General features: G+C 47.7%; 27 protein-coding genes. 16 read left to right on the top strand and 11 right to left on the bottom strand.

The window, feature by feature from the left end; genetic code table 11:
* Positions 1-10: 10 nt before the first annotated feature.
* Positions 11-202 carry a hypothetical protein gene (locus tag ASG16_RS29560; protein ID WP_007718905.1) on the top strand — a complete coding sequence of 64 codons (192 nt, stop codon included), beginning with the start codon at positions 11-13 and terminating at the stop codon, positions 200-202.
* Between the two features lie 3 nt (positions 203-205).
* On the opposite strand, the gene ASG16_RS29555 is transcribed toward ASG16_RS29560, so the two are convergent.
* On the bottom strand, positions 206-940 hold the full coding sequence (locus tag ASG16_RS29555; RefSeq protein ID WP_056488160.1) for an alpha/beta hydrolase: 735 nt from the start codon (positions 938-940) through the stop codon (positions 206-208).
* A 326-nt stretch (positions 941-1266) separates the two neighbouring features.
* Between ASG16_RS29555 and pdhA the strand changes: the two genes are divergently transcribed.
* From pdhA to ASG16_RS29530, 5 genes are all read left to right on the top strand, one after another.
* On the top strand, positions 1267-2352 hold the full coding sequence (gene pdhA, locus ASG16_RS29550; RefSeq protein ID WP_015891588.1) for a pyruvate dehydrogenase (acetyl-transferring) E1 component subunit alpha: 1086 nt from the start codon (positions 1267-1269) through the stop codon (positions 2350-2352).
* Between the two features lie 3 nt (positions 2353-2355).
* A complete protein-coding gene (locus ASG16_RS29545; RefSeq protein ID WP_047067643.1) occupies positions 2356-3336 on the top strand; it encodes an alpha-ketoacid dehydrogenase subunit beta in 981 nt (326 codons plus the stop codon).
* A gap of 101 nt (positions 3337-3437) precedes the next feature.
* Positions 3438-4829 (top strand): dihydrolipoamide acetyltransferase family protein, encoded by a 1392-nt coding sequence (locus tag ASG16_RS29540; RefSeq protein ID WP_056488157.1) that lies wholly within the window; start codon positions 3438-3440, stop codon positions 4827-4829.
* 6 nt (positions 4830-4835) lie between these two features.
* Positions 4836-6245 (top strand): dihydrolipoyl dehydrogenase, encoded by a 1410-nt coding sequence (gene lpdA, locus ASG16_RS29535; protein WP_056488154.1) that lies wholly within the window; start codon positions 4836-4838, stop codon positions 6243-6245.
* 122 nt (positions 6246-6367) lie between these two features.
* Positions 6368-6529 (top strand): aspartyl-phosphate phosphatase Spo0E family protein, encoded by a 162-nt coding sequence (locus ASG16_RS29530; RefSeq protein ID WP_007718886.1) that lies wholly within the window; start codon positions 6368-6370, stop codon positions 6527-6529.
* Here ASG16_RS29530 and ASG16_RS29525 read toward each other — a convergent pair.
* Together ASG16_RS29525 and ASG16_RS29520 are read right to left on the bottom strand one after the other, a co-directional pair.
* On the bottom strand, positions 6524-7279 hold the full coding sequence (locus ASG16_RS29525) for a hypothetical protein (protein WP_056488151.1): 756 nt from the start codon (positions 7277-7279) through the stop codon (positions 6524-6526). The genes ASG16_RS29530 and ASG16_RS29525 overlap by 6 nt on opposite strands.
* Positions 7280-7409: 130 nt before the next feature.
* Entirely contained in the window at positions 7410-7559 is a 150-nt protein-coding gene (locus ASG16_RS29520) for a hypothetical protein (RefSeq protein WP_015891582.1), read from the bottom strand.
* A 235-nt stretch (positions 7560-7794) separates the two neighbouring features.
* On the opposite strand from ASG16_RS29520, the gene ASG16_RS29515 reads away from it, so the two are divergent.
* On the top strand, positions 7795-8652 hold the full coding sequence (locus ASG16_RS29515) for a HEPN domain-containing protein (protein ID WP_048033327.1): 858 nt from the start codon (positions 7795-7797) through the stop codon (positions 8650-8652).
* Between the two features lie 38 nt (positions 8653-8690).
* Positions 8691-10262 carry an ABC-F family ATP-binding cassette domain-containing protein gene (locus ASG16_RS29510; protein WP_056488148.1) on the top strand — a complete coding sequence of 524 codons (1572 nt, stop codon included), beginning with the start codon at positions 8691-8693 and terminating at the stop codon, positions 10260-10262.
* 43 nt (positions 10263-10305) lie between these two features.
* On the opposite strand, the gene ASG16_RS29505 is transcribed toward ASG16_RS29510, so the two are convergent.
* Together ASG16_RS29505 and ASG16_RS29500 are read right to left on the bottom strand one after the other, a co-directional pair.
* Entirely contained in the window at positions 10306-10821 is a 516-nt protein-coding gene (locus ASG16_RS29505) for a DUF6886 family protein (RefSeq protein WP_056488145.1), read from the bottom strand.
* Between the two features lie 36 nt (positions 10822-10857).
* Entirely contained in the window at positions 10858-11922 is a 1065-nt protein-coding gene (locus ASG16_RS29500) for a phosphodiester glycosidase family protein (protein ID WP_056488142.1), read from the bottom strand.
* A 134-nt stretch (positions 11923-12056) separates the two neighbouring features.
* Here ASG16_RS29500 and ASG16_RS31105 point away from each other — a divergent pair, with 134 nt between their 5' ends.
* The 3 genes from ASG16_RS31105 to ASG16_RS31100 all read left to right on the top strand — a co-directional run bounded on the left by ASG16_RS31105 (position 12057) and on the right by ASG16_RS31100 (position 13789).
* The gene (locus ASG16_RS31105; RefSeq protein ID WP_162837736.1) at positions 12057-12200 is read left to right on the top strand and encodes a hypothetical protein; all 144 of its coding nucleotides are present in this window, start codon (positions 12057-12059) and stop codon (positions 12198-12200) included.
* 152 nt (positions 12201-12352) lie between these two features.
* The gene (locus ASG16_RS29495; protein WP_056488138.1) at positions 12353-13597 is read left to right on the top strand and encodes a DEAD/DEAH box helicase; all 1245 of its coding nucleotides are present in this window, start codon (positions 12353-12355) and stop codon (positions 13595-13597) included.
* A 36-nt stretch (positions 13598-13633) separates the two neighbouring features.
* Positions 13634-13789, top strand: a complete 156-nt coding sequence (locus ASG16_RS31100) for a hypothetical protein (protein ID WP_198674287.1) — start codon at positions 13634-13636, stop codon at positions 13787-13789.
* A 33-nt stretch (positions 13790-13822) separates the two neighbouring features.
* On the opposite strand, the gene ASG16_RS29490 is transcribed toward ASG16_RS31100, so the two are convergent.
* Complete coding sequence (locus ASG16_RS29490; RefSeq protein ID WP_241970854.1) at positions 13823-14653, bottom strand: serine/threonine protein kinase; 831 nt, start codon at positions 14651-14653, stop codon at positions 13823-13825.
* Between the two features lie 122 nt (positions 14654-14775).
* Between ASG16_RS29490 and ASG16_RS29485 the strand changes: the two genes are divergently transcribed.
* The 3 genes from ASG16_RS29485 to ASG16_RS29475 all read left to right on the top strand — a co-directional run bounded on the left by ASG16_RS29485 (position 14776) and on the right by ASG16_RS29475 (position 17500).
* Entirely contained in the window at positions 14776-15891 is a 1116-nt protein-coding gene (locus ASG16_RS29485; protein WP_048033322.1) for a DUF3900 domain-containing protein, read from the top strand.
* A 27-nt stretch (positions 15892-15918) separates the two neighbouring features.
* Positions 15919-16506: a DUF1444 family protein gene (locus tag ASG16_RS29480; RefSeq protein WP_056488133.1), complete on the top strand. Its 588-nt coding sequence runs from the start codon at positions 15919-15921 to the stop codon at positions 16504-16506.
* A gap of 64 nt (positions 16507-16570) precedes the next feature.
* Complete coding sequence (locus ASG16_RS29475) at positions 16571-17500, top strand: IolE/MocC family protein (RefSeq protein ID WP_056488130.1); 930 nt, start codon at positions 16571-16573, stop codon at positions 17498-17500.
* Here ASG16_RS29475 and ASG16_RS29470 read toward each other — a convergent pair.
* The 3 genes from ASG16_RS29470 to ASG16_RS31095 form a co-directional block, all read right to left on the bottom strand.
* Positions 17467-18411, bottom strand: coding sequence for a prenyltransferase/squalene oxidase repeat-containing protein (locus ASG16_RS29470; RefSeq protein WP_056488128.1), 945 nt, complete (start codon positions 18409-18411; stop codon positions 17467-17469). The genes ASG16_RS29475 and ASG16_RS29470 overlap by 34 nt on opposite strands.
* 21 nt (positions 18412-18432) lie before the next feature.
* On the bottom strand, positions 18433-19488 hold the full coding sequence (locus ASG16_RS29465; RefSeq protein ID WP_056488125.1) for a DUF2515 family protein: 1056 nt from the start codon (positions 19486-19488) through the stop codon (positions 18433-18435).
* 68 nt (positions 19489-19556) lie between these two features.
* Complete coding sequence (locus ASG16_RS31095) at positions 19557-19697, bottom strand: hypothetical protein (protein ID WP_173629840.1); 141 nt, start codon at positions 19695-19697, stop codon at positions 19557-19559.
* A gap of 101 nt (positions 19698-19798) precedes the next feature.
* Here ASG16_RS31095 and ASG16_RS29460 point away from each other — a divergent pair, with 101 nt between their 5' ends.
* On the top strand, positions 19799-20107 hold the full coding sequence (locus tag ASG16_RS29460; protein ID WP_056488122.1) for an iron-sulfur cluster biosynthesis family protein: 309 nt from the start codon (positions 19799-19801) through the stop codon (positions 20105-20107).
* Here the strand turns inward: ASG16_RS29460 and ASG16_RS29455 are convergent, their stop codons facing one another.
* Together ASG16_RS29455 and ASG16_RS29450 are read right to left on the bottom strand one after the other, a co-directional pair.
* The gene (locus ASG16_RS29455) at positions 20108-20557 is read right to left on the bottom strand and encodes a DUF441 domain-containing protein (RefSeq protein ID WP_056488121.1); all 450 of its coding nucleotides are present in this window, start codon (positions 20555-20557) and stop codon (positions 20108-20110) included.
* A gap of 174 nt (positions 20558-20731) precedes the next feature.
* Positions 20732-21043, bottom strand: a complete 312-nt coding sequence (locus tag ASG16_RS29450; RefSeq protein WP_048033314.1) for a YfhH family protein — start codon at positions 21041-21043, stop codon at positions 20732-20734.
* 101 nt (positions 21044-21144) lie between these two features.
* Between ASG16_RS29450 and ASG16_RS29445 the strand changes: the two genes are divergently transcribed.
* Positions 21145-21909: an SDR family NAD(P)-dependent oxidoreductase gene (locus tag ASG16_RS29445; protein ID WP_056488119.1), complete on the top strand. Its 765-nt coding sequence runs from the start codon at positions 21145-21147 to the stop codon at positions 21907-21909.
* Positions 21910-22013: the final 104 nt, after the last annotated feature.

The raw sequence follows: 22013 nt of genomic DNA, 5'->3' as shown, positions 1-22013 counted from the left end.
GGATGGATATATGATCTCGGCCAAAGAACGAGAACGCATTCTCAATCAAATGAAACGGGACGAGAGCAAGATTGTCAACATCGTACTAAACGACGCTAATCAGGTTGCAGGAGAAATTGAAAAAGCCAACCACCAAGGCATTTTCCTGGTGGATGGCCGGTATTACGGGTACGAGGACATCAAAGAAATCAATGGCTCGTAATGGTTACAGACGGGGAGGTGGGAAGAAGTAGCGCAAGGCGTCAGGAAGCTCTTTTTGCCACAAACCCCAGACGTGATTCCCTGGTTTTTCTCGATACGACAAGGTTGCTTGTTTGTCCTCAAGAATCTGTTTTGCCTCGCGATTCCATTGCACGAAATCGAAGGTGCCCGCACTTGTTTCCACAACTGTCTCATCGAGGCCAACGACCATCCAGATTCGCAGCCAGGATAGGCTGGACTGCTTCAAAAGCCGATCGAGTGTCGTTTGGAAAAACGCCCCGGACAGCGCGATTACTTGTGGAAAGAGGTCGGGGTACTCCAATGCGAGATGCAAAGAAACGGTTCCACCCAAAGAATCTCCTGCGAGTATACGTGAACCAGGATCACGGCGCACAGGATAACGCTCCTCTATGTAAGGAATCAGCTCTTCGGTGAAAAAACGCTGATAGGCTGCATTTCTCGACCCCGATGGAGAATACTCGCTCGTGCGCTTGTTGCGATCGACTGAGACACCGACGACGATGTAGGGTTCGATACCTTCTTCCAGAATCAATTGATTGGAGATGGTCGCGATTCGCCCCATCGTAAAGAAGTCGTTCCCATCCTGGCAATACACAACAGGGTAAGAAAGAAGCTCATTGTACCCCGGCGGTAGGTATACTTTGACCGAGCGGGGAGTGTCCACGTGGATGCTGGGCACTTCTTCTTTTATTATGGTTCGCTTTACATAGTCAGACATCGATTACACTCCCTGTTTGCTCAAATGAAAAACTAAGCCTTGAAAAAAACTGATACAGCTTATATAGTAAATGATAACAGAGAGGAAATAAACCCTGTAATATCAATACTGTAACACATTAAACAGGTATTTTGACTGCAATATAACAGGGTGTTGCAAACGGCGCTGTAAGCCCTTTCTTGCACCATGCAACTTTCTTCTGGTTTTTATCAGGGTCACTTCCGCCGCGAATGGCATTCGTCGCTTATCGAGCAGATGCTCAGATAGAGGCGACAAAGGGCAACGCGGGAAAGAAAGTCCCTTATTCTAGTGACGAGGTGAATGTGATGAGCGTATCCACTGCTGTTGAACAAACAGAGAACAACGCCCCGCTGCAAATTCTTGCCCCGGATGGTACGGTTGTTCGTCCTGACTTGATGCCTAAGCTCTCCGATGATGAATTGCGTGAACTGATGCGTAAAATGGTATTTACCCGTGTATGGGACCAACGCGCAATCAGCTTGAACCGCCAAGGTCGTCTTGGTTTCTATGCACCAGTAGCTGGTCAAGAAGCAAGCATGATCGGTTCCGAGGCTGCACTTTCCAAAGAGGACTTTGTCCTGCCTAGCTACCGTGATATTCCACAAATGGTATGGCATGGTTACCCTATGCACAAAGCATTCCTGTACTCTCGCGGACACATCGAAGGTGGCAAGATTCCTGAAGGTGTAAACGTATTGATGCCACAAATCATCATCGCAGCTCAATGTACACAAGCAACAGGTGTTGCAATGGGTTACAAGCTGCGCGGTGAAAAGAAAGTGGCGATCAACTACTTTGGTGACGGTGCGACCTCCCAAGGTGACTTCTACGAGGGTATGAACTTTGCAGGGGTATACAAGCTGCCCGTTATCTTCTTCTCTCAAAACAACGGTTATGCGATCTCCCTGCCGTTCGAAAAGCAAACGGCTTCTGAAAATATCGCAGTCAAAGCAGTTGCGGCTGGTATTGCTAGCGAGCGCGTGGACGGTATGGATATTCTCGCCGTTTACTACGCGGTTCAACAAGCAAAAGAGCGCGGCGTGAACGGCGAAGGTGCGACTCTGATCGAAGCAATGACGTACCGTTATGGTCCTCATACCATGGCTGGTGATGACCCAACTCGTTACCGTACAGGTGAAGAGCAAAGCGAGTGGGAACTGCGCGATCCACTGATCCGCTTCCGCAAGTTCCTCGAAGCAAAAGGTCTCTGGAGCGAAAAAGACGAAGAAGCGGTCATCGAAGAAGCGAAAGCAGCTGTTGCGGACGCAATCAAAAAAGCGGACGAAACACCTAAGATGAAAGTTAGCGAACTGATCGATGTAATGTTTGAGACACTGCCGCCTGCACTCGAAGAGCAAAAGGCAGAATTCCTGGCGAAGGAGTCGAAATAAGCCATGGCACAAATGACAATGGTTCAAGCCATTACGGATGCAATGCGCGTAGAGTTGAAGCGCGATGAAACCGTTCTTGTCTTCGGTGAAGACGTAGGTAACAACGGCGGGGTGTTCCGTGCAACAGAAGGTCTGCAAGCTGAGTTCGGCGAGCAACGCGTTTTCGATACGCCACTCGCTGAGTCCGGAATCGGCGGTTTGGCTGTTGGTCTTTCCGTAAACGGCTTCCGTCCAGTAGCAGAAATTCAGTTCTTTGGTTTCGTATTTGAAACGTTCGATGCAATTGCATCTCAAGCTACTCGTATGCGTTACCGTTCCGGCGGTCGCTTCACGAGCCCAGTTACATTCCGCTCCCCATTTGGTGGCGGTGTGAAAACGCCTGAGCTGCATGCTGACTCTTTGGAAGGCTTGATGATGCAAACTCCGGGTCTGAAAGTAGTTATCCCTTCCAATCCGTATGATGCAAAAGGACTGTTGATCTCCGCGATTCGCGACAACGATCCAGTTGTATTCCTTGAGCACATGAAGCTGTACCGTTCCTTCCGTCAAGAAGTTCCAGAAGGTGAGTACACAATTCCACTCGGCAAAGCAAACGTAGTAAAAGAAGGTAGCGATGTTACCATCATCACCTATGGTGCGATGGTGCATACCAGCCTGAAAGCAGCAGAAGAAATCGAGAAAGCGCGTGGAGCAAAAGTAGAAGTAATCGACCTGCGCACCATCAGCCCACTCGATATCGATACCATCGTGGATTCTGTGAAGAAAACAAATCGTGCGATTGTGGTTCAAGAAGCACAAAAAACGTCTGGTGTTGCGGCAGAAATCATCACGCAAATCAACGAGCGTGCGATCCTGCACCTCGAAGCACCAGTGCTGCGTATTACAGCACCAGATACCGTTTACCCGTTTGCACAAGCAGAAGATGTATGGCTGCCTGACGTAAAACGCGTAGTGGATGGTCTGACTCAAGTCCTCGATTTTTAATTGAGAAACGGACATAATGGCGGAAAAGTTGAAAGCTTTCCGCCTTCTTTTGGGAAATATAGGCTTACTACTATGGCGAAGTGTTATAAGGAGGAGATACTGTGAGTCGTTTTACATTCAGACTCCCGGAGCTCGGCGAGGGTATCCATGAAGGCGAAATCGTCAAATGGCACGTACAGCCCGGAGATTCCGTAGAAGAAGACCAAGTCATCATGGAAGTACAAAATGACAAGGCGGTTGTAGAAGTACCGTCGCCTGTTAAAGGGAAGGTTATCGATCTGAAAGTAACTGAGGGTACGGTTTCTGTAGTCGGCGATCCACTGATCGAGTTTGACGTAGAAGGCGAAATTCCGAACCTGCCAGACCATGGTCATGGCGATTCCCACGCTGCTGAAGCGGCACCAGCGCCTCAAGCTGCAGACAAAATGGAGCCAGGCTGCGACATCGGTTCCCAAGTGAGTGCAAATGCGAACCAAACTTTGGAAACGCCAATGGCACAAGCAACTGCAACAGCAGTAGCGGCACCTATTGACCGTAAGCATGTGTTGGCTACGCCTTCCGTTCGCAAATACGCTCGTGAAAAAGGCGTTCAATTGGCTAATGTACCTGGTACAGGCAAATTGGGTCGCATCACACGCGAAGACGTAGATCGCTTCGTATCTGGCGGAGCAGCAGCACCAACTGCACAAGCAGTGGCAGCTCCAGTAGCAACTGAGGCTCCTGCAGCAGCAGCTACAGGTGTAGCACAAGCAGCAGCGGCTCCAACTGTTCACCACACACCTACAGCAGGCGAGCTGGAAGAGCGCGTTCCGCTGAAAGGTATGCGTAAAGCAATCGCGAAAGCAATGGTGAAATCTGCATACACAGCACCACACGTAACAATCTTCGACGAAGTGGATGTTACAGCACTTGTTGCGATGCGTAAAGATGCGAAGCCACTTGCTGAAGAGCGTGGTGTGAAGCTGACTTACCTGCCTATGATCGTGAAAGCTGTTGTAGCTGGTCTGAAGAAATTCCCAGAACTCAACGCTTCTATCGACGATGAAAAACAAGAAATCATCTTCAAAAAGTACTACAACATCGGTATCGCTACTTCGACAGAAGACGGCTTGCTCGTTCCGGTTGTGAAATCCGCTGACAGCAAATCCATCTTCCAAATCGCAGGTGAAATCGGCGAGCTGGCGAAGAAAGCACGCGACCGCAAAGCGACTGCTGACGAGTTGAGAGGTTCTACTTTCAGCATCACAAACATCGGTTCTGCGGGCGGTATGTTCTTCACGCCTATCATTAACTATCCAGAAGTAGCTATTCTGGGTGTTGGCCGCATTAGCGAAAAGCCGATTGTGAAAAATGGAGAAATCGCGGTAGGTCAAATGTTGCACCTGTCCTTGAGCTTTGACCACCGCTTGGTTGATGGCGAACCTGCACAGCGTTTCGTCAACTACGTGAAGCAGCTCCTCGAAAACCCAACGCTGCTCGTCATGGAGGGATAAGAGACAATGGTAGTAGGTGAATTTACTACAGAGGTTGACGTACTCGTAATCGGTGCCGGTCCAGGTGGATATGTGGCAGCGATTCGTGCAGCTCAACTTGGTAAAACAGTAGCAGTCGTGGAAAAAGCTGAGCTGGGCGGTGTTTGCCTGAACGTAGGTTGCATCCCTTCCAAAGCAATGATCCACGCTGCACACACATATGAGCACACACAACATACAGAATCCATGGGTATCACCATGGAAAATGTAAAAGTGGATTTTGCCAAAGTACAAGAGTGGAAAAGCGGCATCGTGAAGCAACTAACTGGTGGTGTAGGCTCCCTCTTCAAAGGCAACAAAATCCAGGTAATCCCTGGTGAAGCGCTGTTCGTAAGTGAAAATGAAGTACGTGTATTCCACGGTTATGATGTCAACCGTTATCGCTTCCAGCATTGCATCATTGCAACTGGTTCGCGTCCAATCGAGTTGCCTGCATTCCCGTTTGGCAAACGCGTAATGTCTTCCACTGAAGCGCTGTCCTTGACTGAACTGCCGAAGAGCCTCGTGGTAATCGGTGGCGGATACATCGGTATCGAGCTTGGTACGGTGTTCGCGAAGTTTGGTACAAAAGTTACGATTTTGGAAGGTTCCGATCAAATCTTGCCAGGATTTGAGCCAGACATGCCACGTTTGGTGGAACGCAAGCTGAAAAAGCTCGACGTTACCATCCATACAAAAGCATTGGCACAAGGAATGGAAGAGACAGAAAACGGCGTGATCGTGACTGCAGAAGTAAAAGGCGAGCAACAAAAAATCGAGGCGGAATACGTGCTCGTTACGGTTGGACGCCGTCCGAATACAGATGAACTCGGTATTCGCGACATCGGCATGAACGTGACTGACCGTGGGTTGATCGTTGTTGATAAGCAAGGCCGCACGAGCATTCCTAACGTGTACGCGATTGGGGATATCGTAGCAGGCCCTGCATTGGCTCACAAAGCTTCCTACGAAGGTAAGGTTGCTGCTGAGGCGATTGCTGGCCATCCGGCAGAAGTAGACTACAAGGCAATTCCAGCGGTTGTATTCTGCGATCCAGAAATCGCAAGCGTAGGAATCAATGAGAAAGAAGCAAAAGAAAAAGGCATCGATTACATTGTAGGTCGTTTCCCATTCGCAGCAAACGGTCGCGCTCTGTCTGTAAATGCAGGCGAAGGCTACGTGAAGCTGATTGCAGAAAAAGAAACGAATCTTGTATTGGGTGCGCAAATCGTTGGTCCAGAAGCATCCAACATCATCGCAGAGATCGGTTTGGCGATCGAAATGGGCGCAACACTCGAAGATATCGAGCTGACCATCCACGCACATCCAACACTGGGTGAAGTAACAATGGAAGCTGCTGAATTGGCTCTGGGTCGTCCGATCCACGTTATGAAATAAGAAGTGGAAAAGCCTTGTGCCGGAAAATGGGTACAAGGCTTTTTCTTCGACATCTTACCCTTTCCACCTGTTCTGAAATAATGTAAAATAGTGGGAGACAACGTTAGGTGGGGGTCTACAGCATGGAAACAACGAGTAAGATGATTGATGACTTGCGACTAAAGCTAGAGCGTGCAGCAAAAGATGCAGGTTACAATTTTCTTGACCCTGAAATCGTGAGAATCAGTCAACAATTAGATAAATTGATTGTCGCACATATGCAACATGAAAAACGCCCTTCATGAGGGCGTTTTTGGTTGAGGGGGAACTTCCGAGATGGAATACAGCAAATGGGCATTCCAACCCTTTTTCGTAAGCGTGGGTTCTTGGGCATAATAATAGCTAGGATAAAGAATGAGATGCTGTGCATCGTAGCTTGGACCATTACTCGGACAGGTGAGCTGATGAGTTTCTGTGTCATAGGTAATTGCGGGAGAAATGGTTTGCAGATAGGTAGTAAGGGAATCGATTCCTTGTAAAGAGTAATAAATCCGTTCTGCTTCACGTACGAATTTTGGAGCAATCGCCTCCCAATTCGCCTCAAAAAATAACTGCCAATAAGATGAAACGAACAGGCTGAAACGGCCTTTCACATAATCGGCATCCTCTTCTAAATCGAAGGCAACCACAGGAGCATCGTGATGGGATATCCACTCCTCCAGGATCGGTTTCATGCTACGCACAAAATGATCGGTGGGAAGTGTTACGAAGTACTCATATTGATCATCGACAGCCATCACACCTTTTGTATGTAGGGGGTCAAATGAGTCTGGGATCCCATATCGAAAGAGGGGAACAAAATAACCCCATTCTTTTAAAAGACGGGCTGACTCAAACTGCTCTACCTTTTCTTCGGTCCAATACGCAAATCGCTCGGGAGGTGTCTCTTGGGCAAGTGTGTACAAACTAGCAGCCATCTCGTACAGCGGAGAAACACTATAGCTGATCAAATTGGAAAGAGGGCTTTGGTTGCCCGGAAGTGGAATGGTGATCATCTTCACTTAACCTCCATCAAGGATACTAAATTTATCATAGTGCATCCTTGTAGGACAATTCAATCTTTTTCGATGTAAAAAAAAGGAAAAGGCAGTGACACCCGACTGCAATGGAGCCGGGTGCCATACATTATCCTTCGCGTGTTTGAATGGAGCGCGAATGATTTTGCTGCTTCACTTTTTTAGAGCCGGGCTGGGGTTCGCCAGTCTGTTCCAGAGGTCGAGCTACATTATTGTAAGTTTGATGCGGATTTTCATCAAGAATATGATCCTTTTCCATAAAATCAACTCCTTCTTTACCTAGTTTGGCGTAAACACATGATGACGAATCATAGGAAATGCTGGTATTCTATAGTGAGGTTGTTCCAAACACGTATGGTGAGGAAGCATGTCCACATATTAGAAGGAATTGATGTGTTGTCAAAATGACAGAATGGCACGATACTGTTTATAGAACATAATATTTATTATGTAAACAATAAACGAGCTCTGCTGGTCTGGAAGGAGCGAGAACTATGCCGGTCTTAATCGCCCCCGTATTCAATTCAACAACAGCTCAGCCCGTTCGGATCGATTTGCCTAATTCGTACACGCTCATATCAGGCGCAAAGAGGCCATATGAGATCGCATCTCGTTTCTTACGTAATGAGATGGACGAGAACAAACGAACCTTTGATTTGCGTGTAGATCCCAACAGTTTATTTTTAGTTGCGGATCACGAAGAGATGAAAGTAACGGATGATCGGGTGTGGATTGAAGAAATCGAAAGTAAGTTGAATCTAGCTTCCACAACGGGGACTTGTTCGATTCCTTACATCATCACCGTCAATGGCAATATGTATGGCATTACGTATTTGAAGCGATCGCTTGATGGGGACAAGTACACATTTGATGATGAAGCGGCGGGCATTTTTACTTCATTAGTCGAACAGAAGCTGCCATCCCTTGCTTTTCGTCGCTATGCGCTTTCGCTGGAGAAGAAAAACTACGAGGATCAGTTGTTGGATCTGTGGATAGCATTGGAATCGTTGTTCGTTCCCGACGGCAAAAAAGGCGAAATTACCTATAAATTGCGTGTACGAATGGCGTACTATTTTGGAGATACCGCCTTGCAGCGTGAACGGATTGCTCAGTTTGTAAAAAAATCGTACAATCATCGCTCAGAGATTGTGCATAGCGGCAAGCTGTTCGGTGACAAGCTGGCTACAGAAGTCACTATTCTGAGGGCGATGACACGAGCCGCGATCTTGAACATCGCCGGGGAAAGTATCAACCTTCAGGATATGCGTGTCCGGCTAGACGAATTGGTATTTACGGGCGAATCTTATGTGGCAAGGTACGCTCCTACTTTTTTTGAAAGAATTTTGTTGTAAGCCTCATAGAGGAAACAGATCAGGAGGAAGAATAGAGCATGAGTGTTTTGATTGTAGAGAATTTGTCCCATGGTTTTGGGGACCGTGTTTTGTTTCGCGATGTGTCTTTCCGTTTGCAACCGAATGACCGTGTAGGACTCGTGGGCGCAAATGGTACCGGAAAATCTACGATGATGGGGATTTTGACAGGACAAAACTTGCCTGATAACGGGCGAATTGAATGGATGCCCAAAATCGAATACGGATATTTGGATCAGCATACCAAGCTGCAAGCTGGCAAAACGATTCGCGACGTACTCAAGGACGCCTTCCTGCCGCTGTTAGAGCAAGAGGCTGAACTGATGACGATTGGCGAAAAGATGGCCGAGGCAACGCCAGAGGAACTGGAAGAATTGCTGGAGCGCATGGGCGAAATTCAAGACAAGCTGGAAACAAGCGGCTTTTATTTGATCGATGCAAAAGTAGATGAAATCGCCAACGCTCTGGGTTTGAGTGCAATCGGTTTGGAACGTGACGTTGCATCCCTCTCTGGTGGTCAGCGTACCAAGGTTCTTTTGGCAAAATTGCTGCTGGAAAAACCAACGGTTCTTTTGCTGGATGAGCCGACGAACTACTTGGATGAAGAGCATATCGTGTGGCTGAAAAACTACTTGAAGGAATATCCATATGCCTTCATGCTGATTTCCCATGACACGACCTTCATGAACGAAGTCGTGAATGTGATTTATCATTTGGAATTTACCAAGCTGAATCGTTACACAGGGAACTACGAATCCTTCCTGGCACAGTCTGAGACGAAACGCAGTCAGCACTTTGACGCATTTGAGAAGCAGCAGGAAGAAATCGCAAAAATGGAAGACTTTATTGCGCGGAATAAAGCACGTGCGTCTACTACTGGTCGCGCGAAGAGCCGTCAAAAGCAGCTCGATAAAATGGATCGCATCGACAAGCCGGAAACGGCTGCGAAACCTTCGTTTATCTTCAAAGAATCACGAGCAAGTAGCCGTTTTGTCATCGAGGCTGAAAACCTGGAGATCGGATATTCCCATCCATTGCTGCCAAAGCTTAGCGTGAAGCTGGAGCGCGGTGAAAAAGTAGCGATTGTCGGCATGAACGGTGTCGGTAAGTCTACTTTGTTGAAAACGTTGCTTGGCGTGATTCCTCCGCTGGGTGGAAAGCTGGAAAAAGGCGATTTCCTCCATCCTGCTTACTTCGAGCAAGAAGTGAAGGCGAAGCCAATTACTGCACTTGATGATGTATGGAATGAATTCCCTTCCATGAATAACCATGAGGTTCGTGGAGCGCTGGCACGTTGTGGTTTGAAAAATGAGCATATCAATCGTAACATGAACGCTCTGTCCGGGGGCGAGCAAGCAAAAGTTCGTCTCTGTAAATTACTGCAGCGCGAAAGCAACTGGCTGGTATTTGACGAGCCGACGAACCACTTGGATGTCGTCGCCAAGGAAGAGCTCAAACGTTCCTTGAAGGAGTTCAAAGGGACCGTCCTTCTCGTATGCCACGAACCTGAATTTTATGAGGATTGGGTTACACAGACGTGGGATGTTGAGAAATGGAGCTTGGAGCAGGCAAAAACACCGATTAAATTGTAAAAGCAAAAACAGGCAGCCACCATTAGGTGAAACTGCCTGTTTTTTATGTGAGCGACGCATTTCGCATCCGGATCATGGAATAGTGCAGACTGCTTTGTAACAATGAATCTCGAAGCGGTAACAGTGAAGGAGTGATTCTCAATTCAATATCCGCTTGGCTAAGGCAGTGCACGAGGTCACCTAATGGCCTTACGTCTAGTGGTGTAACGGTTTCCTTTGACAAATAGTAGCCCGCGCCTTCGTCCCAGCAATTAAAAGATTCTGGTGAGAAGGTGTATTCATATAGCTTTGTTTGTGTAAGTACCGGATACCATTTGCTTTCGATAGCCATAACCATTTTGGCGCTCGTCAAGCCAAGAAAGCGCTCGACATCAACTGACTCGGAATCCGCTTTTTTGTAAAAGCAAATCCTCGGGCAATCTCGCGGTAAATAATACATCGGTGCTCGTGCTTCATCAATCGCCCAAACAGCCGGAGCAAGTGTGGGGTGGGAGGGATGTGCGCGCGGCTGAAAAGTCGTAATGGTGGGGTCTTCACTGTAATGAAACAACTTGTCCAAAATCTTAAACCTCCTCGCAATCATCTCAGCCCTTCTTTAAAAAACAGCCCACGCATTTGGCAAATAGCGGCCTCGATGATAGGGAGAAGACGTTTTTGTGATGGCCTCACCATTGTGCAGCATCATGGAGCTGGAACCACCGTCCATGGCCATTGCTGTAACCACACCGCGCTCAGCCAATACTTCCGCCATGTCGTTCATGCTTGCCCCGATAGAATGCCCGGGTTGGCGACCGTCAATGACAGCAAATACGATCGTCCCGTCCTCTTTTTGTCCAATTGCGGTACGAGGTTGAATACCCCAGCTTTTGGCAGGCTTACCTTCAAACATATTTTTCCCATTTACAATCAACTGCGGACGGAAGCTCACAGCGTCACGTACGCCCATCTTTACGAGTTGTTCAGCCGAGTAGCTGCCTGTAATCAGTTTACCGTCATAGGTAAGTCCTAATGCGGTTTCTCCGCTTCTCGGGTTGTAGCCTTGCAAAATCTTTCCGTCGTGGATGACGACGCCGTAAGCTCGCGCTCCTTTGCCGTAGCCGTCTGGGTCGGCGAATCCACTCGCATTGACAATCCCGATGGCTCCTGTTTTCTTCACAAATTCATCTAGCAAATCTCCACGGTCCTTGCGATTCGTGACGACGAGTCGTACTCTGCTCGGGTCGCTAATGTACATGATTTTTCCTTTAAAGTAATAACTGCCTTTCGAGATGTCAATTTCCTCAATCTCGATTAGCTCCTTTGGTTTCTCAGGGAGTGTAACGGTTACCAGATTCGATTTTGGCGGAACAGGAGGTCCTGCCGTGCCTATGCCTTCGGAATTGATAACGGTCGGATGTGTAATTTGCTGCTTTAGTTCTTTCAGTTTTTCATCGGGTAAAAACGTATAGGGGGCCCAGTAATCATGCTGTGTTGTCAATAAAGTGCCTGCCGCCCACTCGCGTAATTCTACCCCGTTTTTCGTTCCAAATAAAAAAATAATTCCCAGTAGTGCTAAGGTTGTGCAGGTTAAGGCAGTACCGAGCAACCATTTTTTAACCCAACGCCATGGTCTTTTGCGCTTGGCTCGCTTTCGTGTGCGAATGCGCGATAACGTTTCCATTCCATATTCACATCCATTTGACAATTTATACGAGGGTTATCATTCCTATATGAGAAGACGCATGACCGGGCAAAAGGTTTCAGGAAAATAATATGTGATCACCCTGGTCAAAATAAGGTCAGGAGGTGATAGGTGTGCGTGACTATGATGAGGCGTTTCAAAAGGAAGTAGAGGAATACATGGAAAGTCCAAAAGGGACACGTAACCAAACCACCAGCCGGGACCGTCAAGACCAGGGTGAGAAGCAGGAAACCCGTTTCGATTCCAATAACGGGTAAGAAGGAAGGTCAGGCGAAGTCCGTTGTGGATTTCGCCTGTTTTTATCTATCTCCGATGGACCTTACCTCACGAGGACTGGCTTACCTCTGTTTTCTACCTGCAAAGTGTGGTAAGCTTACCCAATGCACGAATTTATGCCAGGAGGGTTTTTGTGAGCACCACGTTTGCAGATTTACAAATTAGCACACCGCTGTTGACTATATTGCGAGAGCGAAAAATGGAAACACCGACACCTGTACAGAGTGAAGCCATCCCGTTGATTATGGCTGGTCGAGATGCTTTGATTGAATCGCCGACAGGGACAGGCAAGACGTTTGCTTATCTATTGCCGATTTTATCGAAAATCAATATGGAGCAAAAAGATGTACAGGCAATAGTACTCGCACCGACGCATGAGCTCGTTGTTCAGATTGCGCGGGAAGCAGAAAGCCTTCTGCCGGGTAAGGACACGGCCGTGATGTCCATTATTGGTGGAGTCGATGTGAAACGCCAAATCGAGAGACTGAAAAAGAAGCCTGTACTGATCGTAGCAACCCCAGGAAGACTGCTGGAGCTGATTGAGCAGCGCAAGCTAAAGGTCCATGAAGTGAAAACAGTTGTTGTCGACGAAGCAGACCGGATGCTTGATGCGGGCTTTGGCAAGCCAGTTCAAGAGGTCATGAAAAGGACACTGCGTGATACACAACGCCTGTTATTCTCCGCGACAATCGCAGAGGAAGTCGTACATACGGCTGAAATTTTTACAAAAGATGCTGCTGTTATTCGCGCAGCAGCACCGGAAGGCGCCGCAGGAGTAGCACACATGTACTTGGTCACCGACCCACGTAAAAAGGTGGATACGCTCCGTCGATTGTTGCGCCTCGTCAATGTTCGCTCCTCGATTGTTTTTGTCAATCAAATCGAAAAAGTGGACGAGATTGTCTCGAAGCTCAACTACCATCATTTGCCGTGCAGACTCCTGCACCGTGATGCTACAAAAGAAGATCGTGCCCGCACTCTGCAACAATTCCGGGATGGAGCGTTCCCCGTGTTGATTACGACAGATGTATCAGCGCGTGGCATTGATATTCCAGGTGTGGAATGCATTGTTCATTACGATCCTGCATCGGATGCTGACACGTACATTCATCGCAGTGGCCGAACTGGGCGCATGGGGCGTGCTGGACTGGTATTTTCGATCATTACGACACAGGAACGTTTTATCATCCAAAAATTTTCCAAGCAAACAGGCTTGCCTATTGCTGAAAAATTCATGACGCACGGAGCACTGGAAGATCCGCGTCCTGTACGAAATCCCGCGCCAGCACAAAAGTCAGGAGCTCCTTCCAAAAATGCGAGCTCTGCAAAACGGAATCAAAATCGTACACATAAGAAGGGCAGCTTTGGAACAAAGTAGGACAAGAAGTACACAACTTGTCTGCAGGAGGTTTCCATGCGCAAAGATCGGTTATATGAAGAGGATTTGCTGGTAAACGGCACAGTTGGTGGAGAAGTTCTGACGAAACACGAACGACAAGTGCTGCGCCAGGAAGCAGGGGAACTGAAGAAAAAGATGGAACAGGCGAAACAAGAGCCGATTGCAGAATGAATGACGAAGAAGAGCAGGGAGAATCCGTGAAGACTACGGATGCCCTGCTCTTTTTTCTTGGTAGTGGATCAAATAGCAGTCCAGCTCTCTGAGCCAATCATGTACGCTTTCATAAGGGGCGTCCATTTGTAACAAGCGCCTTATCATCATGTGAATAGAAGGAGATAAAGATAGCTCCTCTTCCCAGCTTTTTTCAGGTGCGTCCGGTTCTTCTTCGTACCCGGAATAGAGCAAGAATAAAAAGAAATGCCCCAATGCATACAAATCACTGGAAGGAGCAACTTCTCGTTTCAATTGTTTTTCAGACGGGTAGGCAGAAAGAGTATCAGCTGTGTAGGTCGGGCGATCACCAACGAACCGGGCGAGGCCAAAATCAATCAAGTACGGCTTGTCCTCTTTCCAGATGACGTTGGGGATGCGAACGTCGCGGTGAATCACATTTTGCTCATGGAGGTAAGCCACGAGTTCCCCGATTTGGCGGATCCATTCAGCGCATTTTTGCTCATTAGCCACGATATTTTGATCAAACAGCATGTCTTCGAGTGTCGGGCCTGCAATATAAGTCATGACCATAAACGAGTCTTGCCGATAAGTGAAGGAATCCAGACAGTGAGGGATTTGCGGATGCGAGAGGGACATCAGCACCTTTTTCTCATACGCTTGCATGGCTTCTCCTTTTGGCGTATGACGAAGGCTTGGTTTCACTTGTTTCAGCACGACCTGATTACCTGTAGGGGTGTGCGTGGCGAGATAAGCGATCCCGTAGCTTCCCATCCCTAATACTTTTGTTATTTCATACTGACCTGTTAGGTGGCCGGGCTGATACGGTTTATCGCGTACCGTTTCGTTCCACCATGACTTCATACGAGTCCACATTGTGTGATTTTCCCCTCCTCCCTTCATCTTATCATGATTTGAAAAAGCTGACCTTTTTTTCAATAGGTTTGCTATAATCAGTTCGTTACATGCAGACAGGAGCGAAGGGTATGAATTTTACAATTGACTGGTTATCCTTTTATCTAATGGAACAGCCTGAAGAAGAGGATGGCATTAAACAAGTGCGGATGACGCGCTATTTGAGCCATGATGAATATCAGAAAAGCGAACTGAAAGATTTTCTCGATGGGGAATTCGCTCGGATTGCGAAAAGAAAAGTCGAGATGAATCCGAAGACAGAAGGCACGCCGACAAAACTGGGTCAATTTGTGCTAGAGCCTGGACATCCATTGGACTCGAACCCCAACTATGCCCTCTTGAATCGATTACTGGCAGCGGAAACGTCAGGGGAGAGCAAGGAGCCCTGTCAGGAGCTGATTCAGTCGTATTTGCGAACCTCTCAGGTGAGAGGCGGAGTCATGATTGTGGTCCGGACGAGGCTAGAGCTGATTGACGAGCGCTATGTCTTTATTTTAAAATGCGATTTCGAACAAAAAACAGCGGTCATTACAGATGAGAAGAGTCTTATATCGAATGTACGCATGGCGATCAATGCCAAAAACATGAAATCGCTAATGTATCCGTATATGATCGAATCCGGGATGAATGATCCGTATCACGTGAAAATTCATCAGTTTTCTCACGCGCGGTATTTCGAGGAATTTCTGCGTTTTATCGAGTATCCGCAAACGATGACCCAGATCGTCTCCGAGGAAGTCATTTCATTGGCGAGACAGCACATCGAATATACGTATCCCGAAGAGTCCGAAGAGCGGGTACGGGAAGAGGAAGCAATCGAACTCATTGCCGCAAGTCCTAAGCGGGAGCTCGCAGAAAAATGGGAGCATGAGACTGTGATGGAAGCGATGCAAATCATTACAGATCGCCAACCAGAGGTCGAGCTGAAGTTCAAGCTGGATCATATGCAGATCCGCACATTATTGGCCGATTATGGAACCAGCCTGCATATCGCCAAAGTGAACGGGCGTTATTTGGTGCTACTAGAGGGCGAGCAGCTACAGTTCGAGCGTGGCATGTCCCCTGTGGAGTTTTTAAAGCCAAAGGCATTGACGGACATCGTGAAAGAAATCGAAGAGAGAAGCCGGAACGTTGCATATAACCCAGTAAGCACGCCAACGGAGGATGATGATAATCCGCCTTGGTAATAAACGAAGGGAAGGGAGTGATGGAGTTTGGATCGACAACTACGAGTAAGCGATCAAGAGCATAACATTTATCCGGTTTTGCGCCATGCCTCTATGATCAACAAGTACCCGGAGCGGTGGGTGGTGAAGGAGCATACAGCTGATACGTACGTACTGTACGCCTTAGATCAAGGCGAAGGTTACGCATTGATTGAGAAGCAGATGTTGCAGGAAGCAGGCTGGACGAGCGAGCAGCTTCATTCATACGCGATGGAAAACTTGCGAAAGCTCCCCTTTTCAGTAAAGTCACAAGAGGTAGGAGGTCAGCGCATCCACTTTATTAGTCCGACAGATGGATACGCGGCAAGCCGAATTTTGCTTGATTCATTTCTGGCCGAGATGGATCAAAAGAAGCAAGGTGACTCACTTGGTGTCGCGATTCCACATCAGGATGTGCTGATCGTGGCGGATATGACAGGAGAAGCTGGGGCCCACCTGTTAGCGCGTCTCACCTATGATTTTGCATCGAAAGGGCAAGTACCGATTTCTGTCTTGCCTTTTTACTGGGAGGAAGGGGAATTGACCCCATTTCTCGTGGTGACGCACGACTCCGGTACGAAAATTGAAAGAAAGTAGAGCAAGCGCGGGAGGCATTTTCCCGCGTTTTCTATACCGCCGGAAAATGGGAGGAAACCCTCGTATGAAAAATTTCATGATTGGTCAATATGGAGGTTTTGATCAGGCAAAATACGTACGAGATTTTAAGGAGGGCTTTTACGGAATAGAGGCATGCTTGTTTGATTCGGAGGAGGATATCCAAAACCTACAGTGTGAATCTCTAGCAAAAGGGTTTGCGATCGGTGTTCATTTTCCGCTGCGTGCAGGTCAATCTGAGCTGCGGGATGCTCTATTCATGGATGCTCATGATCAGACGAGAGCCGAGGCATTTGAAAGGATAGAGAAGGAATTGGCATTTATGGCATTCATTCGGCCAACCTATGTCTTATTCCATTATCCGAAGCCTGTCATTTTGGATGATCGCGTCGACTGGCGTGCATGGCGATTTTATGATTCGCGAGAATATGTCTGGGAGCATACCTACACGGAAGCAGAGTTTCAGTATCGTAGCGAGCAGTTGTTTGCGTGGATGGCTGAGAAAGGCAAGGAGTTTCGCTTCACGCCAGTCCTTGAATTCGATGCACTCAACCGTTATGTGTATGAGACAGAATTTTTAGAGTGCTTGCTACAAAAATATCCAACGATAAAGCTCTGTCTCGATACCGGTCGCTTATTCCTTCAAGAAAAAATCGACCCGTTTTTCGATGCCCGCCACGTCATCCAAACGTATGCAAAATATGCCTGGAGCATTCATTTGAAGAGTATGAAGGTGACCGCTGGTGGGGTTGAATTCGTTCACTTTCCCGTTCTTCCTGAATGTAAACCGGAAGAAGGATGGGCTCCGATTAAGGACTACCTGACGATCATCCGGAAGGAAAACCCGAACGTAAAGATCATGTTCGAGCATCGTTCCGACCAAGTAACAGACGAACAGCTCGAGCGTTGCTATCATTGGGTGAAGCAACTCCTATCTGATCCTCATGAATCCACGTCCAGTAATAACTCAATGTAGCGTCCGGCATCTTGAATGAGCCAGTATGGATACCTGGGACCGTGTATGTACAAGTCTGTGGCGGTCACGAGCATCGTCTTCACCCGTGTTTTATCACCCGTCAACTGCGCGCATACCCCCATCGTCATCCACGGATATAAATCACCAGTCTGAAAGGTATCAAAATGCGGGAACGCGTCCGTGATCCTTTGGTAGAGCAGTGAGGCGGTGTTAGCGTCTGTCATGCTGTAGACAATGGGAAACGCTTGGGAAGTGACGTCCGGGTACCATTTTCGCCAGCCGGGATACGTACGATCATACATCGCATACGACTTGCGAATCCGACTGTACATTCCTCTGATGCCTAGCTCGCAGGCTTTGGCGCGAGAGGCAGCTTCCTCAGCAGCCTCCACATCTCCCATCAACGAAAATAAATACGAAGCATCTGCCAGTCCCTTGACCACCTCGCAATTGTCCATCAAATATTTGACCCGATACGAATGCTTCGCCCAGGTTAGACCGTCCTTCTGTTGGAGGCGGGCAACTGCTTGGAGAAGGGACAAGAGTGTAGTGTGGTTGGCATACAGCCAGTCCATACGCCCTGTTGCTCGTATCCATTCCGCAAGCAGGCTGAAATAAGTGGTGTGGTAGCTATCTTCGCTGTCGTTCGTGCCGGTATCGATTTCTCTTCCTTGTTCAAGTCGAAAATCATTGATATAACCGTCCGCATTCAAGTTTCGCAAATACCAATCGAGATGACCGCAAACAGCCTCTGCCTCCTTCATGCGGATGAGGGAAACAATTCCGAGGTTGGTGAAGTACGGATTGATCTGATCACGATTAGGGCCAAGGCGAAAAGTGCCGCTCGGTAATTGGCAGGATAACAAAAAACTTGTTTGATTCAACGCCATTTCTTGCATCCATTTTTCCATAAGGCTGACCTCCTCTCCAAGCTACGTGATTGCTGTGACGAGTTTGACTCCATATTCAATCCATTGCAGGGAACGCACATAAGAATCACTGTCAATGGAAGACAGTGAAGCAGGTTCCTTCACGACCTCGTGCCATTTGTCATCTCGAAACCAATCTACCCCATCTGCGGGATCGTGTCCATAATCAGCCCATGCATCTTGAAGACGTGGGCTGTATATCTTCGGACTTCCTTCTAGCAAATCATGTCCATCCAAGCGTAGTTGGTACTCATCTTTTGTGGTGGAAGGAATAGGATGAGGTGTGAACAAATGCGGCCAATAATCCGCTCGCGAGCCCGTATGAGGAATACGAGAGCAATAGGAGACCATTTTTTCGAAGCGAAAAGGCTCCTCAAACAATTGCTGATACAGCGACTTTCCGACCTGAATGCGGTTTCTGACGTCGGGAAAATGATGAACATTCAACCCGATCAAGCTAAGTCGGCGGTCAGTAGGATGTGCTTTATAGGGAATGAGCACTTGATTCATCGAGAGAGCAGATTGAGCTACGAAAGCAAACGAAGCGAAAATACGATTCAGTGTAAACGGCTTCTGTACGACACGTTGTTCGATATATTGCTGTTCATTCACGATGAGTGCATGGGTAAGGCGTGCACTGTCTTTGGATGCGAGGAACTCCTGCCAATACGATTGCATAAAGACGGAAACACCAAGAGGCGCCAAAAGCTTTGTTAAATCTGTCCCCGTTCGTTTCATCTCCGCATACAGTAGTAATTGTGGATAGGCATCGTGAAAAATCAGCCAGTTACATCTTTCCAAGAACCAAAAAAAGGGCTCGATCGCTTGTGCATCCATGATAAGCGGTAGCCATTCTCCTTTTAAATCGGTCATGCTCCACCCGCCATTTCGTGAGACCAGATGGGCCAATAACGCCCAGTGAACCTCTTGGTGCTCGAGATAAAAGGCGAGGTATGCTTGTGTGCGGGTGACATTGTTGCGATTGGCTTTGGCTGTTGCTTGTCTGATTTGAGCAACCAGGTTCTGCGCGGCAATTTTCGTTACAGTCGAATCTGTCATGGTTATGGGTAGCTCCTTGTTGTTTTTACATTGAAAAAAGCAGGTCCATTGGGCGACCCGCTTTTTACTCAACCAATCATTTCTAGTACGAGAAGCCGAACCAGTAGTTTTTCCTTGGCTTCTTCCCACGTATTCGCAAAAATGACAACGTGCTCCGATTGGAACTCCGTTTCAGCGACAAAAATCCCATTTTGTTCGTAGATGTTCATAGATGATCGTCCTTTCTGCTGCCTTTCAAGCATTGTATGCTATCATGTAAGAGATGATGCATCCAGCATGCTGGAAAATCATGAGAAGGGTGGCACCAAACATGATAGTAAAAGTGACAAAAGAGGCAGTAGAACGCATAGCCAGTACAGACAAGCCTGTTCGGATCAACGGTGAGCTAGTCGGAGGCTGCGGGATGAATGTAGAGTATGCGTTGTGGTGGGATACTCAAGGTCCTGAAGATGAAGTCTACCAGGTCGATTCTTTGACGTTTCTGATAGATCACGAAACCATTGCCTATATCGGGTCTGATCTGCTGACGATTGATTATCGTGCGCAACAAGGCTTTCGCATGGTTACACCACAGCAAATTTTGGCCTATGGCCTTCAGTTGAAAGAGCGCTGGAGCTAATCACTTCGGGAAAAATTGCAAAATAAAGGCGAGAATACCTGCTGCAATTAAAGGGCCGACCGCAACTCCACGGAAAAAAGTGACACCAGCGATTGTACCTAGCAGCAAGCCAGTAACGATCAATGGATTTTTGGTCATCAAGACCGTTCCCTTTCCCGCCAGGTAAGCCACAAACATACCGACGGCGACGGCCAGTAACGAATGCCAATTCGTGAAAATCTCCAAGATGGAGGAAGGATTGATTTTGCCGCTTGCAAGCGGAGTCATGATGCCAATCGTCAGTATAATGATCCCGAGCTGTAGTCCATGCTGCTCGAGCAGTGGGAAATATCGGTCCAACGACAGGAGTCTCATAAGAAGAAGGAGAGCGACAGCAATGGACACAGTTGCGTTGTTTCCAATGACACCGAGTGCTAAAAGGATTAAGAGAATGATACTAATCCAGTCCATAAGTATTGGTCGCTCCCTTTCGTTTTAGTTAGTATATCCATAAGAAAGCAGCTTGTTAGCGAAAACCGAGGATGGGCGCATTTGGTTCCGGGAGCTCGGTGAGAAGTCAAAGATTTGGTTAGAGTAATAAAAAAATAGACCTCATTGAATTGAGGTCTAACAAGCTACTTTCCATTAATCAAACCAAAGTTCCAGCATTCCTACTGGAAAACCTGTTTGTTCGTCCGAATCAGGGAAACGTCCCCAAGCAAAGACGCCGTTGAAATAATCAATTGTAAACGGCTGATCGTAATCTGGCACGCTGTATTTGCTGCCGATTCGGAACTCACCCGTTCCTAAATAGTACGATTTCGCCATGAAGTACTTTTGTGTAATGATCGCAAGCTGTGAGTGATCACCAAGCTTCTTTTTTTCTTTCGCTTCGACGTGCAGGCGCTCCATTTCCTCCTGCAGCTCGGCGAGTGTCATTTGACTGTACAAACGCAACAGACTGCCCCCTTTCCATACAGGTATATTGTAGCAAAAGACAAGGGAAAAGGCGATGGATGCAGAATCTCTAAGGAAACGAAAGGGGAGTCGTTTCGAAAATGACACGTTTTGATTTGCATGGAAAGAAAGCAATCATAACAGGTGCTGGAAGAGGCATTGGGAAGGCACTGGCGTTGGGAATCGCGGAAGCGGGTGCGGAGGTTGCGGTAGTCTCGCGAACAGCTTCTAATTTGCAAGAAGTGGTATCGGAGATTGAAGCAAAAGGCGGAGTGGCTTTCCCCGTCGAGGCTGACTTGACTGTGCCTGATGCAGCGGACCGTGTTGTGAAGCAAGTTGTCGAGGGATTAGGGGGTGTTCATATCCTGATCAACAATGCAGGTATGAATATCCGCAAAAAAGCTCATGAGGTAACGGAAGAAGAGTGGGACAGAGTAGTGGATTTGAATTTGAAAGCAGCATTTTTCATGAGTCAAGCTGCTGGCAAAATCATGTGCGAGCAGCGCTATGGCAGAATCGTCAATATCGCTTCGGTCGCAGGTGTAGTAGCGCTTCGTACGGGTGTCGCGTATGGTGCCAGCAAAGCGGGGCTCATCCAGATGACAAGGGTGCTCGCATTAGAATGGAGCAAGTTTGGCGTCAACGTAAATGCGATCGCACCGTGGTATTTTCGTACGCCACTGACAGAGAGCTTGCTTAGCGACGAAGCATTCGTCCAAGAGGTGTTGCAGCGAACCCTGAGTGGCCGAATCGGGGATGTCGAGGACTTGGTAGGACCAGCGATTTTCTTGTCCTCTGATGCAGCTTCATACATATCAGGCCAAACCATTTCGGTTGATGGCGGTATGTCTATATACGGGTTTTGATTAAAAAAAGGGGCATTCCCAGTTGGGAATGCCTAATTATTGGGGGCGATTGAGAAAAAGAACGACTGATTGTTCTATGACTGGTTTGCTCTCACCCAAAACAG

This window comes from Brevibacillus sp. Leaf182, assembly GCF_001423865.2.
Taxonomy (GTDB): Bacteria; Bacillota; Bacilli; order Brevibacillales; family Brevibacillaceae; genus Brevibacillus; species Brevibacillus brevis_C.
Note: the sequence above shows the minus strand (reverse complement) of the source record. Positions and strands in the feature narration are given on the sequence as shown.

What these genes read in the sequence shown, in the direction of transcription:
- ASG16_RS29500 (WP_056488142.1), bottom strand. Translation starts at nt 11,922, where the DNA reads ATGGAAACGTTATCGCGCATTCGCACACGAAAGCGAGCCAAGCGCAAA.
- pdhA (WP_015891588.1), top strand. Translation starts at nt 1,267, where the DNA reads ATGAGCGTATCCACTGCTGTTGAACAAACAGAGAACAACGCCCCGCTG.
- ASG16_RS29520 (WP_015891582.1), bottom strand. Translation starts at nt 7,559, where the DNA reads ATGGAAAAGGATCATATTCTTGATGAAAATCCGCATCAAACTTACAAT.
- ASG16_RS29490 (WP_241970854.1), bottom strand. Translation starts at nt 14,653, where the DNA reads ATGAAGTCATGGTGGAACGAAACGGTACGCGATAAACCGTATCAGCCC.
- ASG16_RS31095 (WP_173629840.1), bottom strand. Translation starts at nt 19,697, where the DNA reads ATGAACATCTACGAACAAAATGGGATTTTTGTCGCTGAAACGGAGTTC.
- ASG16_RS29530 (WP_007718886.1), top strand. Translation starts at nt 6,368, where the DNA reads ATGGAAACAACGAGTAAGATGATTGATGACTTGCGACTAAAGCTAGAG.
- ASG16_RS29470 (WP_056488128.1), bottom strand. Translation starts at nt 18,411, where the DNA reads ATGGAAAAATGGATGCAAGAAATGGCGTTGAATCAAACAAGTTTTTTG.
- ASG16_RS29460 (WP_056488122.1), top strand. Translation starts at nt 19,799, where the DNA reads ATGATAGTAAAAGTGACAAAAGAGGCAGTAGAACGCATAGCCAGTACA.
- ASG16_RS29465 (WP_056488125.1), bottom strand. Translation starts at nt 19,488, where the DNA reads ATGACAGATTCGACTGTAACGAAAATTGCCGCGCAGAACCTGGTTGCT.
- ASG16_RS29560 (WP_007718905.1), top strand. Translation starts at nt 11, where the DNA reads ATGATCTCGGCCAAAGAACGAGAACGCATTCTCAATCAAATGAAACGG.
- ASG16_RS29555 (WP_056488160.1), bottom strand. Translation starts at nt 940, where the DNA reads ATGTCTGACTATGTAAAGCGAACCATAATAAAAGAAGAAGTGCCCAGC.
- ASG16_RS29515 (WP_048033327.1), top strand. Translation starts at nt 7,795, where the DNA reads ATGCCGGTCTTAATCGCCCCCGTATTCAATTCAACAACAGCTCAGCCC.
- ASG16_RS29485 (WP_048033322.1), top strand. Translation starts at nt 14,776, where the DNA reads ATGAATTTTACAATTGACTGGTTATCCTTTTATCTAATGGAACAGCCT.
- ASG16_RS31100 (WP_198674287.1), top strand. Translation starts at nt 13,634, where the DNA reads ATGCGCAAAGATCGGTTATATGAAGAGGATTTGCTGGTAAACGGCACA.
- ASG16_RS29475 (WP_056488130.1), top strand. Translation starts at nt 16,571, where the DNA reads ATGAAAAATTTCATGATTGGTCAATATGGAGGTTTTGATCAGGCAAAA.
- ASG16_RS29510 (WP_056488148.1), top strand. Translation starts at nt 8,691, where the DNA reads ATGAGTGTTTTGATTGTAGAGAATTTGTCCCATGGTTTTGGGGACCGT.
- ASG16_RS29525 (WP_056488151.1), bottom strand. Translation starts at nt 7,279, where the DNA reads ATGATCACCATTCCACTTCCGGGCAACCAAAGCCCTCTTTCCAATTTG.
- lpdA (WP_056488154.1), top strand. Translation starts at nt 4,836, where the DNA reads ATGGTAGTAGGTGAATTTACTACAGAGGTTGACGTACTCGTAATCGGT.
- ASG16_RS29455 (WP_056488121.1), bottom strand. Translation starts at nt 20,557, where the DNA reads ATGGACTGGATTAGTATCATTCTCTTAATCCTTTTAGCACTCGGTGTC.
- ASG16_RS29545 (WP_047067643.1), top strand. Translation starts at nt 2,356, where the DNA reads ATGGCACAAATGACAATGGTTCAAGCCATTACGGATGCAATGCGCGTA.
- ASG16_RS29445 (WP_056488119.1), top strand. Translation starts at nt 21,145, where the DNA reads ATGACACGTTTTGATTTGCATGGAAAGAAAGCAATCATAACAGGTGCT.